General features: G+C 58.8%; 12 protein-coding genes. 6 read left to right on the top strand and 6 right to left on the bottom strand.

Annotated features, from left to right (window positions below):
• Positions 1 to 14: 14 nt before the first annotated feature.
• On the bottom strand, positions 15 to 341 hold the full coding sequence (locus OH764_RS27470) for an H-NS histone family protein (protein WP_027775861.1): 327 nt from the start codon (positions 339 to 341) through the stop codon (positions 15 to 17).
• Between the two features lie 617 nt (positions 342 to 958).
• Between OH764_RS27470 and OH764_RS27465 the strand changes: the two genes are divergently transcribed.
• Entirely contained in the window at positions 959 to 1,267 is a 309-nt protein-coding gene (locus OH764_RS27465; protein WP_498849253.1) for a hypothetical protein, read from the top strand.
• Between the two features lie 56 nt (positions 1,268 to 1,323).
• On the opposite strand, the gene OH764_RS27460 is transcribed toward OH764_RS27465, so the two are convergent.
• Positions 1,324 to 1,596: a hypothetical protein gene (locus OH764_RS27460; RefSeq protein ID WP_087753327.1), complete on the bottom strand. Its 273-nt coding sequence runs from the start codon at positions 1,594 to 1,596 to the stop codon at positions 1,324 to 1,326.
• A gap of 366 nt (positions 1,597 to 1,962) precedes the next feature.
• On the opposite strand from OH764_RS27460, the gene OH764_RS27455 reads away from it, so the two are divergent.
• Both OH764_RS27455 and OH764_RS27450 read left to right on the top strand, forming a co-directional pair.
• Complete coding sequence (locus OH764_RS27455; RefSeq protein WP_498849252.1) at positions 1,963 to 3,225, top strand: MFS transporter; 1,263 nt, start codon at positions 1,963 to 1,965, stop codon at positions 3,223 to 3,225.
• A gap of 169 nt (positions 3,226 to 3,394) precedes the next feature.
• Positions 3,395 to 3,739 (top strand): hypothetical protein, encoded by a 345-nt coding sequence (locus OH764_RS27450; RefSeq protein WP_498851312.1) that lies wholly within the window; start codon positions 3,395 to 3,397, stop codon positions 3,737 to 3,739.
• A 422-nt stretch (positions 3,740 to 4,161) separates the two neighbouring features.
• Here the strand turns inward: OH764_RS27450 and OH764_RS27445 are convergent, their stop codons facing one another.
• The 3 genes from OH764_RS27445 to OH764_RS27435 all read right to left on the bottom strand — a co-directional run bounded on the left by OH764_RS27445 (position 4,162) and on the right by OH764_RS27435 (position 7,410).
• On the bottom strand, positions 4,162 to 4,551 hold the full coding sequence (locus OH764_RS27445; protein WP_498849251.1) for a hypothetical protein: 390 nt from the start codon (positions 4,549 to 4,551) through the stop codon (positions 4,162 to 4,164).
• A 470-nt stretch (positions 4,552 to 5,021) separates the two neighbouring features.
• Positions 5,022 to 6,197: a porin gene (locus tag OH764_RS27440; RefSeq protein WP_498849250.1), complete on the bottom strand. Its 1,176-nt coding sequence runs from the start codon at positions 6,195 to 6,197 to the stop codon at positions 5,022 to 5,024.
• Positions 6,198 to 6,456: 259 nt separating this feature from the next.
• Positions 6,457 to 7,410, bottom strand: coding sequence for an IS5 family transposase (locus OH764_RS27435; RefSeq protein WP_498847679.1), 954 nt, complete (start codon positions 7,408 to 7,410; stop codon positions 6,457 to 6,459).
• Positions 7,411 to 7,949: 539 nt separating this feature from the next.
• On the opposite strand from OH764_RS27435, the gene OH764_RS27430 reads away from it, so the two are divergent.
• Both OH764_RS27430 and OH764_RS27425 read left to right on the top strand, forming a co-directional pair.
• Positions 7,950 to 8,903 (top strand): IS5 family transposase, encoded by a 954-nt coding sequence (locus tag OH764_RS27430; RefSeq protein ID WP_498847679.1) that lies wholly within the window; start codon positions 7,950 to 7,952, stop codon positions 8,901 to 8,903.
• A gap of 222 nt (positions 8,904 to 9,125) precedes the next feature.
• Complete coding sequence (locus OH764_RS27425; RefSeq protein ID WP_498849249.1) at positions 9,126 to 9,437, top strand: DUF4148 domain-containing protein; 312 nt, start codon at positions 9,126 to 9,128, stop codon at positions 9,435 to 9,437.
• A 409-nt stretch (positions 9,438 to 9,846) separates the two neighbouring features.
• Here the strand turns inward: OH764_RS27425 and scpC are convergent, their stop codons facing one another.
• Positions 9,847 to 11,358 (bottom strand): acetyl-CoA hydrolase/transferase family protein, encoded by a 1,512-nt coding sequence (scpC, locus tag OH764_RS27420; protein ID WP_498849248.1) that lies wholly within the window; start codon positions 11,356 to 11,358, stop codon positions 9,847 to 9,849.
• A 562-nt stretch (positions 11,359 to 11,920) separates the two neighbouring features.
• Here scpC and OH764_RS27415 point away from each other — a divergent pair.
• Positions 11,921 to 13,987, top strand: a complete 2,067-nt coding sequence (locus tag OH764_RS27415; RefSeq protein ID WP_498849247.1) for an FUSC family protein — start codon at positions 11,921 to 11,923, stop codon at positions 13,985 to 13,987.
• The last annotated feature ends 18 nt before the right edge of the window (positions 13,988 to 14,005 follow it).

The raw sequence follows: 14,005 nt of genomic DNA, 5'->3' as shown, positions 1-14,005 counted from the left end.
GCGGCGCCGGCCGCTCAGTGCTCGTTCGAGCGCGCGAGCGGACTGCCTGCAAATGGATCGTTCTTCCAGTCGACGCGCTTTTTCGGCTGCGGCGCGGGTGCGGGCGGAGCCGATAATTCAAAATGGTCGATTGATTGGCCTGCGCTGATTGCCTGCTTGAGCCATTGGGGCATTTCCCCCTGGCCGTCCCAGCTATCTCCTGTCGCGCTGCGGTAGCGTGCGTTCTTTTGCGCGGCAGGTTCGGATGCTAGCAGGGCGGCAAGGTCTTCCGGTTTGATGCCAAACTCTTCCATGCGATGGCGGAGATACGCAATCATGCTATCTCGCTTCCTTTCGTCCATAAGATATTAGTCCTTCTAAAGCGTCCAGCGTTCTGTCAAATGCAGATTGCGAGGAAAACCCGCGAGAGCTTCGAGTCCAATTAAATGGCGCCGGTCCGCGGTGAGGTTATTGATCGAATTGGAAACAACGATGATGACGATGCACTGATTTGGGCGGCTGGTCTCGCGTCCACGCACTGTCTTACGACGGCGTTTCGCGCGCGGCCCTTTCTTGTGGTTATGACAGCATCATAACGCACTGCGCGCGCAATGCACGCACCGTTTTAACTGATTTTGTCGCATTTGAACGCTCATGCGAAGGTTGTTCGCTCCGCCCCCAGTATTGTTCACCGGTTCCGTGCGCCAATTTGAATTCCGTGGCGGCCGAACTATAAAAGAATAGCGGAGAGAACAATCCGTGTTTTCCAGCCTGAGGCGCCTGATTCCGCATCGTACCCGCGTATCCGGCGCCGGCCAGGGCGCGGGCGACCCGTTGCTGGTTGCATTCGACGGGTCGACGCAGCGGGCCCGCGTCGCTATTGGCACTTGCGTCGGCCTCCATCGGCCAGAAGGTCTTTTACGCAGATCGATTATGAGGAGGGACGATACTGCTGCGCCGGATTCAAGGAGTCTGGACCATGAAACTTCGTTTATTGATGGCGGTGGTGAGCGCCGTTCTTTTCCTCGCGCCGCGAGCCGCAATCGCCGACGACGCGCCGACTCAGCCGGGCGCCGGCACAACCTCCGGCCACAGGCTGATGCAGCATGCGAACGAATCGGCACAGGCAACGACCGACATGTCGTTGATAGAACCCGCGGGAACGGCGTCTCAGTCCGTTCAGAATGTCTCTTATGGCGGGACCGCGGCAGGGCGATCAGAATGGGGAACCCGGCAAAATATGCCCTGTTCGGGCGACCCTCAATGCAGGATTTACTTCGGTCAGTAAGCCGCGCAATACGTCGAGGTGGTGCGCTCTGAGTTGGCGTACCACCTCGTTTCCGTTCATGCCAGCGCGGGTTGCGCGCTTGTGTCCTCGGAGCTTTCGACGATGCGGCTCACCATCGCCTCGACCCCCGGCCCTTGCATCGCGGCCCGCTCGCCGAAGCGGCGGAACTCGTCGAGCAGCGAACGCCACGACGCATGCCAGCGCGTCTCCTTGATACATGTACCCGACGGATCGGCGATCCGCAGTATGCCGCTGTCGGGATAAAAGGTCAGGGTGACCGGCATGCCGTCGATGACGCAGGTCGCGGTGCAGGGGCGGGTGCTAACCATATTCGAATTCCTTTGTGTGGGCGATGAGTGCACTGGATGCTGTCCGCGCATTCAGCAAGCGTCATGCCCAACGCTGCCGTGCGTCGTCTTCGCAGGAATGGTGAGCGCTCAACGGCACTCGAATCGCTCGAATAACCCCACCCGCAACTGCAATTTTTCGCAGGGCTCAGCGAGCGATTTAATACGATGTTAAGGTGTGTTCCGTTTCAGCATGCACCCACCACTTCGTCGATCGAATTTCAGAGCAGGCCAATATGGCCTGCTTTTTTACTCGTGCCGTACAGCTTGCGAGTCGATCTTCGAGCGTGATTAGCAATGTGCAGTCGCTCCAATCCCATTCGTTGTTAATAACTCGCAAACAATACTATGTTAAGAGAAGATAATCTGCCGGCGAGCGCCGTCGCGCCCGGCGATGCGCCATCGTCGTCGCTACGTTCATGGCTCGCAGTCGTGGCCGTGGCGATCGGCGCCTTCGCGTTCGTCACCACGGAGTTTTTGCCAGTCGGCCTGTTGCCGCGCATCGCCGCGGATCTCGGCGTGTCTGCCGGTACGGCCGGTTTAATGGTCACTGTGCCCGGCGTTATCGCCGCGATCTCGGCGCCCGGCTTGATGCTGGTCGCCGGTCGAATGGATCGGCGGCTCGTGTTTCTGTTACTCACGGCCTTATTGCTGGCGTCGAATCTGATTTCCGCATTCGCGCCGAACTTCGGTTTGATGCTGGTGGGCCGCGCATTGCTCGGCGCCGCCTTGGGCGGTTTCTGGACACTCGCGACTGCCGCGTCCGGGCGCCTCGTGCAGCCGAAAGATTCGGCCCGCGCAATGGCCACCATTCTTACCGGCGTTACCTGCGCAACGGTAATCGGCGTGCCGCTCGGAACCTTCATTGCAAGTCTCGCGTCGTGGCGCGCGTCGTTTATGGCCACGGGCGGTCTCGTCGCGGCGGCGCTCATCGCGCAGTTCCTGTTCGTGCCGTCTTTGCCGTCGAGCGCCGCATTGCGTCTGAACGATCTGGTTTCGGTGTTGCGCAGGCCCTATCCGCGCAGGAGCATGTTGATGGTCGGGCTTGTGTTCGGCGCGCATTTCTCGTCGTACACGTACATCACACCGTTCCTGCTGCGCAATGCAAATCTCTCGATGGCGACTGTCACCTGGTTGTTGCTCGGCTTCGGCATCATCGGGTTCTTCTCGAACTTTGCGGTTTCGTCGACGGTCACGCGCAGCCTGAAAATTTCGCTCGGTGCGATGATCTCGCTGCTGATCTTCGCGCTCATTTTGCTGCCCATGTTGCAGCATTCGTCGATCGGCGTCGTCGCGCTCGTGCTCGCGTGGGGCGTTTCTTTCGGCGCGTTGCCGCTATGCTTCAGCATCTGGATTCAGCGGGCCACGCCGGATTCACCGGAAGCGGGCTCTGCGCTTTTTGTGAGCATCATTCAAGTGGCGATTGCGGCGGGCTCGCTAATCGGCGGTATCGTGGTCGATCAGGTCGGCATTTCTACCGACTTCCTGTTCGGCAGCGGCCTCGCGTTGCTCGGCCTGGCGGCGCTCGTGAGCTTCGGCCGAAGCGGCGCGGGCAAACTCGCGCCGAAAGCGGTAGCTTGCGCCGAGTGCAGTGCGGCGTGTGGAGACTAATCACACATCGAGGCCTGCGGGCGTCGACGCGGTATTGATTTTCAAGCGCGCGCCCGCAATTTCGTTTGCTGACTATCTGTACCTTTGACACGCCCGGCGAGTGCTGATGAATGAAGCACGAGCCAGAAGCCAGGCGAAAGCCGGACGCACTCACGCAAAAGACAAGCGGATGAAACACACGGAATCGACACAACCCTCTGCCACGCGCGCAGAACTGCTGTGCTTTCTCGTAGCGATTGCAGCGGCCTCCTATGCACTCAGTGCGGAGTGGCGTGTGGATCACGTCGTCCAATGCTGCCGTCAGTGGCTCGCGAAAAACAACATGAGCATGGAATGGCTCGAGCGCGTGAACATCGGGCAACTCGCTTTGAAGATCGCGAGCCGGGATCTGAAGGACGCGGGCGTTGCGGTCCGACTGTCGAATGTACAGGCGCTCTTCACTAGCGAAATGGAACTGAACGAAGCGAGCACGATGGTTCAGCGAATGATGGCGCTTTGCCAGGAAGCGCTCTGATCTCGCCTTATTGATGCACGGTCGCGCCCGAAGCTAGTAGCGGCCAGGCATCGCAGTGGCAGCAACCCTTCTCGCAGTCCCAGACCGTAGATAGATCGTAACGACGCGAATTAAGACCCCGTGTAAGTTCTCGGGCTGTCGCTAGAGTGCTGCGTGCACGGTCGGGTTTCAGGTACCGTATGTTCTGCATTAGAACAGAGGCGGCATTCGCGCTGGCCCATTGCGTCCATGCGATTCAGGGCAAGACTCTTGGCCCCTCGCGTGTAAGCGCTTCACAGATGCCTAATGCACCGCAATTCGACGACACCACGAACACCGAGGGCGCTGATTGCAACACGACAGGCAGTTGAGATTTAGCCGCCGCTATTACTGCAGCTTCGTTTCCCACGGAGCCCACACTGACTCAGTACGAGGCAGTTCGATTAACGAGAGATTCCAAACTGCTCCGATGCAATCTTCATCTCTCGGATCTTTGTTTTAGCGTGGGCATCGGGGAACCAAAGTTTTGCGTCGATCGGAACGCCTTCCGGCTCGCGAGTGACGCTAACCTCTGCGGCAAGAGAGCCCGACGGCACCTCGACAACGCTCTTGCGTGCCCTGAGGAACGCTCCCGATTCCCGTGCTGATTTGCTCGAAAACGACCAGCGAATAAAGCCGTCCGCCGAGGAGACGAGGACAAGCTTTGCGTCGGTCGCGTCGACCCAGCGCAACGCCGCAGCTGTTAGAGAGACGCCGTAGCGCCTGGCGCAAACACCAATTTGATCGAAATCTACACTATTGGATATCTGTTTGCGAAAATCATCGAGAGGCATCAACAGGTTTGCTGCGAACCTGTCGGCTCATTTTCATAGCACGGTCGTAAGCCTGCCAGTCATCCATGTCGTCGGTAGTGCACTCGAAGCTTGTTCGGGTCTTCCGAGGAAGGATGTAGTGCCCCAGCTCGCGGGCTTGCGTAAACCGAATCCGTGGACGGGCTCCGGCGTGGATTGCTGATGCGAAAGATCGAAGCAGGTTTCTGATCGCAGGAGCGACTGAAGCCACGCCGGAGGCGAAGACCATTGCCGCGAAGAAGGTTGAGGTACCGGCGAAGGAGTCGGCTGCGAAGAACACTGCAATCAAAAAAAGCCGGCCCAAAGAAAAGCATTCGGCACAAGATCGCCACAGCAACGAATAAGACGCCGAGTGGGAAACTCACCTCATCGAGAAAGGGCGCACGCGCTGACGCTGTTGCGCTGGCCCGTGCACCCGACGCGGGTCCTCGTCGGAGGGTACGAACGCGTCTTTAGAACATCGTGCGAAGTCCGATTGCCACGCCCACCTGATTGGTCCGGCCAATGGTGTTGGTCGGGACGCCCTGGCCGTTGACCCCGCCGGGGTAGTCGGCGGAGAAGGCGCCTGTGCCGCGCGCGAAGTCCGTGATCCCGTAGACTTCCGTGCGCTTCGTGAACGAGTATTCGGCGAGAACGGTAGCCGATTGATTCACCCCCCTGCCGAGCGTGCCGTCGAGCAGTTCAGCATTGCGAGTCTGCCCGTAGTAGTAGGCGAACGTGAACAGCAGCGCAGGCATGGCGTGCCAGTTCGCACCGACGTAATAGGTGTCGTCGATACGGTTGGGGCTGCCCCCCTTCAGTGTCGGCGCGCCAGATTGCTGCATGTAGCTGTCGGTCAATCCAGTCCGGTCCTGCCCCCGCAGCCAGCCGGCCAGGAGGCGGATGTCGTGGGTGACCTGAAACGCGCCGCTGATGTGCAGGAAGTTGGTCTTGGCGCCATTGATTAAGCTGCCGACACTGGTGCCAACCGACGAGCCAGTTGCAGATGTCGGAACGGAGACCTGCTGGAAGCCTGCGTTGAGCATGGCAGGGCCGTACGTGTACGTCAGTTCCACGGCATAGGTGGCGCCGAGACCGACCGCGCCCGGCTGGTTGCCAAAGCCGTAAAGGGCATTGACATCCAAGCCATCGAAGCTGCCCTTGTACTTGACCGAGTTGTTGACTTCGAGGTAAGGGCCGATGCCGTTATACATCCAGCTGTTTTGCCAATAGTTGCCAACGGTCAGCGGGTCAAAGATATCGCCCAAGGTGTCGTAGGCCGGCGCATATTGCCTGCCAAAGGTTAGCGAGCCCCACGTTTTGTTCGACACACCCACGAAAGCTTGCCGACTGAACAGTGTGCCAGGGGCGTGTAGTTGCCCATTAAAGGCTTCGAAGCCGTTTTCAAGGCGGAAGATTGCGGACCAGCCGTCCCCCAGATCCTCGCTGCCCCTCAAGCCCCAGCGGCTGTGGGTTTCCGGACCGGACGTCATGGCGACCTGGTCGTTGCCACCCGGGCCAGCGTTCGTCTGATACCGGATGGCTTCATCGACGATGCCGTACAGCGTGACAGAGCTCTGTGCGAATGCCGACGATGCCCCGGCTGCGAATAGCACGCCAGCGGCGATGGAAATGAGTACTTTATTCATTAGCAATCCACAGTAATTAGTAAGCTGACTGGGAAAGTTTTTCAACGCTCGGAACAATAAGACCATCAAGGGAGCGTAGCCTGTCATTTCAGTGAGGCACAGAGATTAGGGAAGGTCTGCACAACATGTTTTCATGTGCGCCGATCTTTTTTCACGTTGGGCGTATCGGCCGCAGAGTCTGCCAGCAGGTTGATCGTGCGGCTTTTGAAGCATGATGACCTTCGTTTGCCGAGACTCACGGCCTGATGCGCCGGGCGTTTCACGCTTTGTTTAAAGCCTTGCGCGCCATCCAGAGGTTGCCCAGCGCAAACAGTGTCGTGATCTGCGCGGTGTTCTTCACCAATCCTCGGTAGCGGGTCTTCGTGTAACCAAACTGCTGCTTGAGCACGCGAAACGGATGTTCAACCTTGGCGCGCACGCCAGCCTTCAGGCGCTCAATCTGGTTGTATATCGCGTCCAGACGATTGGTCAGGTCCAGTTGTCGACGCTTGCCCGGTCGCATCGCGACATGCCAGCGTACCGGGTTCGCCTGACATCGCTTTTCTATACCCTGATATCCGGCGTCAGCGTACACATCCTTTTCCTGGCCGTGCAACAACGCTTCGGCCGCATTGATGTCGTGCACGTTGGCTGCCGTACCAATGACGGTGTGGACCAGCCCCGACTCTGCGTCCACGCCGATGTGCGCTTTCATCCCGAAGTACCATTGATTCCCTTTCTTCGTCTGATGCATCTCCGGGTCCCGTTTGCCAGAGCCGTTCTTTGTCGAACTCGGTGCGCTAATCAAGGTCGCATCGACCGCTGACCCTGCCTTCAACATCAAGCCTTTTTCACTCAGGATCTCATTGACCAGGGCGAGCATCTGCGCGGCCAGTCCGTGCGTTTCGAGAAGGTGGCGGAACCGCAGAATCGTGCTTTCGTCTGGCAAACGCGTCATACCTTCGTCCAGCCCCGCAAACTCACGGTACAGCGGCACGTCATAAAGCGCCTCTTCCATCGCCGGGTCCGAAAGCCCAAACCACTGCTGCATGAAGTGAATCTGCAGCATCGTCGCAACCGGAAACGGCGGCCTTCCAGTCTTACCCTTCGGATAGTGCGGTTCGATCAACGCAATCAACCTCGACCATGGCACAACGCGCCTCATCTCATCGAGAAATTCCCGCTTGCGCGTGCGTTTCGTTGAAAGATCCAGGCCAAGACCGAGCTGTGTCATCGAGGAACTCCTTTAATTCCCGTTCTTCCAGGATAGGACAACCAGACTTCGACGCCAGGACTTTTGCAGACCATCCTTAGTTATGGAGTGTTGTTTATTTGCAGAGTCACAGTCGGGAATAGTATGTACAAAACCCGGCCCGTTCGGCCAGGTCCTAGGAGGAGGCCAGTGCGCTAACTGGCGACAATTGTGACGCGCCGCGCAAAACTTCTGCCGCGAAGGGCCCACTGCGTGGGAGGCCAACCGTCTGCCGACTAGCAAACCGATAAGCTGGAACAGTGTGCCGCAACGCGTTCTGGCGATTAAGGGCTACACCCTGTCTTGTCTCCTCCATGGCTCATTATCCCGCCCTCCGAAGATCGGCTCTGGGGGGCGCAGTCCTGATCGCTAATTAAGGTTTGCACAAATCCTGCAACAATCCCTTCCTGACAGTTGCCTTAATCTTAAGCGCATGCTTACCTAGGGATGGTCTGCAAAAGTCCTGGCGTCGAAGTCTGGTTGTCCTATCCTGGAAGAACGGGAATTAAAGGAGTTCCTCGATGACACAGCTCGGTCTTGGCCTGGATCTTTCAACGAAACGCACGCGCAAGCGGGAATTTCTCGATGAGATGAGGCGCGTTGTGCCATGGTCGAGGTTGATTGCGTTGATCGAACCGCACTATCCGAAGGGTAAGACTGGAAGGCCGCCGTTTCCGGTTGCGACGATGCTGCAGATTCACTTCATGCAGCAGTGGTTTGGGCTTTCGGACCCGGCGATGGAAGAGGCGCTTTATGACGTGCCGCTGTACCGTGAGTTTGCGGGGCTGGACGAAGGTATGACGCGTTTGCCAGACGAAAGCACGATTCTGCGGTTCCGCCACCTTCTCGAAACGCACGGACTGGCCGCGCAGATGCTCGCCCTGGTCAATGAGATCCTGAGTGAAAAAGGCTTGATGTTGAAGGCAGGGTCAGCGGTCGATGCGACCTTGATTAGCGCACCGAGTTCGACAAAGAACGGCTCTGGCAAACGGGACCCGGAGATGCATCAGACGAAGAAAGGGAATCAATGGTACTTCGGGATGAAAGCGCACATCGGCGTGGACGCAGAGTCGGGGCTGGTCCACACCGTCATTGGTACGGCAGCCAACGTGCACGACATCAATGCGGCCGAAGCGTTGTTGCACGGCCAGGAAAAGGATGTGTACGCTGACGCCGGATATCAGGGTATAGAAAAGCGATGTCAGGCGAACCCGGTACGCTGGCATGTCGCGATGCGACCGGGCAAGCGTCGACAACTGGACCTGACCAATCGTCTGGACGCGATATACAACCAGATTGAGCGCCTGAAGGCTGGCGTGCGCGCCAAGGTTGAACATCCGTTTCGCGTGCTCAAGCAGCAGTTTGGTTACACGAAGACCCGCTACCGAGGATTGGTGAAGAACACCGCGCAGATCACGACACTGTTTGCGCTGGGCAACCTCTGGATGGCGCGCAAGGCTTTAAACAAAGCGTGAAACGCCCGGCGCATCAGGCCGTGAATCTCGGCAAACGAAGGTCATCATGCTTCAAAAGCCGCACGATCAACCTGCTGGCAGACTCTGCGGCCGATACGCCCAACGTGAAAAAAGATCGGCGCACATGAAAACATGTTGTGCAGACCTTCCCTAGACTGCAATCACTGGATTACGAACAGGGCTGTTCGTAGCAGGACCAAACAAAGTCTGGAGGTAAGTACCATGAAGTTCCTTATTCAAGCCGTCGTCGTTGCCGCTGCCCTTGCTGCTCCCGTTGCCGTGTTCGCCCAATCGAATGCACCTTTGACCCGTGCGCAGGTGCGTGCTGAACTGGTTCAGCTCGAAAAGGCTGGCTATAACCCGGCTCACGGCGAAGACCCGTCTTACCCCGCCGACATCCAGGCTGCCGAAGCCAGGGTGGCTGCGCAAAACGGTGCAACGAGCGGTTACGGCGGTGTGGTGAGCGGTTCGTCTGACGCAGGACGCCCGGCCGTGTCGAAGGCCGACTGGAATGCGATGTACAACCATCCCTAATGCGTTGATGCCCGAATGCCAACAGGCTGCCGGACGCATCCAGTCGTTGAGCACCGCCCTCTGAGCGCACAGCACCTCTTACGCGCCCGTATTTAAAGAACTGGCTCGCTAGCGCGGCAATGCCCGGCAGCGGGCCAGTTTCGTATTGAACCTCCTTCAGCGGGCGCCCTAGTCCGGCTGAATTGCCGAACCTTCTCCCACGCTTGCTTTGGAAGCGGCCGTTCGCGGTACGCCACGTTCGACTCAGTGCCATTGGCCTATAAGACCGATCGGCGATGCGGCGTCGACATCTCGGCAGGGCGCTCTTTCTTAAGGTTTGCCAGACGGGCGGCCCGTCGCTCCGCCGCGTGCTCACGGTTACGCGTTGAGGGCTGCAAGCGCCTTCTGCACTGACAGATGGGCTAGGTATTCACGGTTTCATCCGGCCGGTTTCGATGAACCGCTCATGCCATGACAAGGCTTCGCCAAGGAGGTGAGGCGTATGCTTTCCCGGACTGTTGCGGAGCGCACGCTCGAAATAGTCATCTAGTAGCGGACGGTAATCAGGATGAGCGCAATTGTCGATGACAACGCGCGCGCGTTGTTTGGGCGACAAGCCACGCAGGTCTGCGAGCCCCTGCTCGGTGACCACTACGGCTACGTCATGTTCGGTGTGGTCAACATGGCTAACCATCGGGACGATACAGGATATCGCGCCATTTTTGGCGGTACTGGGCGTGACGAAGCACGACAGAAACCCGTTGCGAGCGAAATCTCCTGATCCGCCGATACCATTGATAATCGAAGTGCCTGCCACATGGGTTGAGTTGACGTTGCCATAGATGTCGGCTTCGACCATGCCGTTGATGGCGATACAGCCCAACCTGCGAACCAGTTCGGCATGGTTTGAAATTTCCTGAGGGCGCAACACGATGCGGCTGCGATAGAGCTCGATATTTCGGCCAAATTCCTCGACGCCTTCGGGGCTCAGCGACAGCGCGGTCGCCGATGCGGTCAGGATGGTTCCGGTCCTGATCAGATCCAGCATTCCGTCCTGGATGACTTCCGTAAAGGCTGTAAGCCCTTGAAATCCCCCATCTCGCAGCCCGCTTAGCACCGCATTGGCGATATTCCCCACGCCGGACTGCAACGGCAGCAACTGCTGTGCGAGCCGCCCCATCGCGATCTCGTGCCGGAAGAACTCGACCAGGTGATTCGCAATCCGGATGCTGGTTTCATCGGGCGGGGAAAATCGGCTCAGACGATCCGGACCGTGAGTTTCCACGACAGCGATCACCTTCGCTGGATCGACCCGCAAGTACGGCTCGCCAATACGGTCTCCAGGCTGAACTAATGGAATAGGCTTGCGGTCCGGGGGAAGGGCGGTGCCGTAATAGACGTCGTGCATGCCATCCAGCCCGGCTGGTTGGGCCGAATTCACTTCGATGATCACCTTGTCAGCCAGGTCAAGCCACGTCTTGTTGTTGCCTATGGAGGTCGATGGAATCAAACGCCCGTCAGGCAATATTCCGGCAACCTCAATGATTGCCACATCCAGCTTACCCAGGAAGCCAAACCAGGTGTACTGCGCTACCTGTCCCAAGTGGATATCCATATACTCGATCTCGCCGCGATTGATTCGGGCACGCAATTCCGGATCGGACTGATAGGGCAAGCGGAATTCAATGCCTCCCACCTTCGCGAGCGCGCCATCGAGTTCAGGAGCGGTGGAGGCGCCGGTCAGTATTCGAATAGCAAATTTTTCTCCGAGGGCATGCGCGGCTTCGATCTGTACGGCCAATGCTAAAGGCACCGCTTTGGGATATCCCGCCCCGGTAAACCCACTCATGGCGACGGTCATACCCGGTCGAATCTGAGTCGCCGCCTGCTCGGCCGGCATCACTTTGGACACGAGATATGAATGATGGATACGATTTTCCATTAAGACTCCCAGTCGAAAAAAGCTCCAGACATGCCAACGGTTCCACCGGCTAGATCGTTTGGAGTTAACGATAGTCTCTTTTGCCTCGGAGCTTCGCTGGAGAGGCGGATCTCCCGCGTCGTTGGTCCTAAGGCAGTCAACGGCCCTTGTCCGGCGACCATTGCGGTCATCCGGGTCACGCCAGCGAGTTATGCGGGGCGGGCGCGTGCAGTCGGCCATGAAGAGTCTTCCGCTGGCCCCGTTGCTCAGACATGGAGGCGTCGGTTATGGCCAGGTAGCGGTCGTTCAATCCGCAATGTCGAACGTTGTTACATGGACATAAGCGACCGTTCGCAAGGCCTCAGGCGCACGAATCCGCAAGCGGTGCACAAACCCGACAAGTGAGGCGGCATACTTTGCGCGGCGCGGCAGTGTGTCCACGGCCTTGCGGCCTCGACGCGCACGCAGCCAGGTGCGATTGACCACCCAGATTCCGGCGAAACGTAGCACACTTGTTGGTCGTTTCACTGCGAGCCCAACCCGACCTGCCGGGAGAGAGACTCATCCCAACGCGATCTTTCCGATGAAACTCCCCTCGCTACGTGACTGGATTTTTTCGCTAAAGACCTTTCTCTCAGGGATGCTCGCGCTTTACATCGCGTTCTACTTCGACCTTCCGAGGCCATACTGGGCGTTGGCATCGGTCTATATCGTATCGAACCCGTTTGTCGGAGCGACACGATCAAAGGCGCTATACCGCGTGCTCGGTACCGTGCTTGGCGCGCTTGCCTCCGTCGCCCTCGTGCCGCCATTCGCGGAGACGCCTTATCTGTTGAGCGCGCTCATAGCGCTATGGACAAGCGTGTTCGTGTACATTTCGATCTCGACGCGAGCCGCGCGCAGTTACGTGTTCCTGCTCGCCAGTTATTCGCTGTCCGTCATTGCTCTGCCAGCCTTGTCGAACCCACTGACCATCTTCGATGTTGCAGTGGCGCGGACCGAAGAAATCACGCTTGGCATCGTCTGCGCGAGCATCGTCGGCAGCGTTCTTTTCCCGAACCGGCTCGCGCCAACGCTGATCGAGCGAACCGACTCGTGGTTCCGCGAGGCCACCCTCTACCTTAAAGAGTCGCTGGATGGCCGGGTTGCGGGAGCGCTGGTTTCGGGAAGCCGTCAAAAGATGGCGTCGAGTGCGCGCGGCTTCGAGTTGCTGTTGAGCCAGCTGGCGTACGATCACGCCAACCCCGCGATACTCGCGCGCAGCGAGGAACTTCAAGGCCGGATGGAGCTGATACTGCCGATCACGTCGGCGCTCGCGGACGTACTCGCGGCCGCGCGGAAATCGGGCTCCGACACGCCCGCAGGCATCGGTGAACTGCTGCGCGATATCGGACGCTGGATGGACGCGCCGCTCAGCGAGGACCCGGAGCGCGAGGCGCCACTATTACGGATGCGTATTGCGCAACTGGAATCGGCCCGTAACGAACTGACGACCTGGCAGGCGGCGCTGTCATCCAGCGCGCTCTGGCGGTTGCGGCAGCTGGTGGATCTTTGGGTCGATTGCCGGACCCTGCGCCTTATCATCGTTCACGAACGAGGGAACTGGCGGCCGCGCTTCCGGCATTGGCGGGTCGGCACCCGGCACGCGTTTCTCGACCGAGGTCTTGCCTTATTCTCCGCCTTCTCGGCGGGACTCGTCGTTTTCGTTTTGTCGTGCCTGTGGATCGCTTCCGGCTGGCAGGACGGTGCGGCGGCTGTCTCGTTGGGCGCTATCGGCGTCTGCTTTTTCGCCGCACTCGATGAGCCCGTGCCGATGATGATCACTTTCGTCAGGTGTGCGACGATGGGCGTTATCATTTCAGCGTTCTATCTGTTCCTCGTGTTACCGAGTGGCCAGGACTTTCCGGTGCTGGTCATTTTCTTTTCTTTCGTCTTCGTTCCACTTGGACTATTGATGCCTCGCCCGAAATGGGCGTTGAGATCGACCCTTGTTTCGCTGACGACCGCGACCTTTCTCGGTATCGATAGCGCCTATGACGCGAACATTCTCAACTTCCTGAATGCCAATCTGGCAGGGCTGGCCGGGGTGCTCTTCGCTTCGTTGATGACGGGAGTAATCCGCCCGTTCGGAGCAGATGCCGCGGCGGCGCGACTGACCCGGTCCAGCTGGAGGGATGTCATTTTGAGCGGGTCCACGCTATCAGTCGATCAGCAACGCGATCTGAACGCGCGCATGCTCGACCGTCTCATGCAGCTTATTCCACGCGTGGCGCCAAGCGAGGACTACACCGATCCGTCGATTGAAAGCCTGCGCGACATGCGCATCGCGCTCAATACACTCGACCTCCGCAGACTCTCGGGCAAGTTTCCCGGAGGGTTGCCAGTCGTGTTAAACCGGGTGCTCGACGACGTTCGGTCGCACTATGAACGGTGTGTCGAATCGGGTCACCGTCAAAGCGTACCGCTGACACTTGCAATCGACGTTGATGCCGCCATCGCGCGGATCATGGCCAACTTCGCGGCCGATCCGGATGCACCCGGCTACAAGCTGCGCAAAGGTGCGCTGCATGCACTCATTGGACTCCGGCTGTCGCTGTTTCCAGGTGCGGCGCCTGGCAACGCTGTCGATCGGATGCCACCCCGCCCCTGACACCGCTTGCCAATACCG

The organism is Burkholderia sp. M6-3 (genome assembly GCF_050858985.1).
In the GTDB taxonomy this organism is placed as follows: Bacteria; Pseudomonadota; Gammaproteobacteria; order Burkholderiales; family Burkholderiaceae; genus Paraburkholderia; species Paraburkholderia caledonica.
Note: the sequence above shows the minus strand (reverse complement) of the source record. Positions and strands in the feature narration are given on the sequence as shown.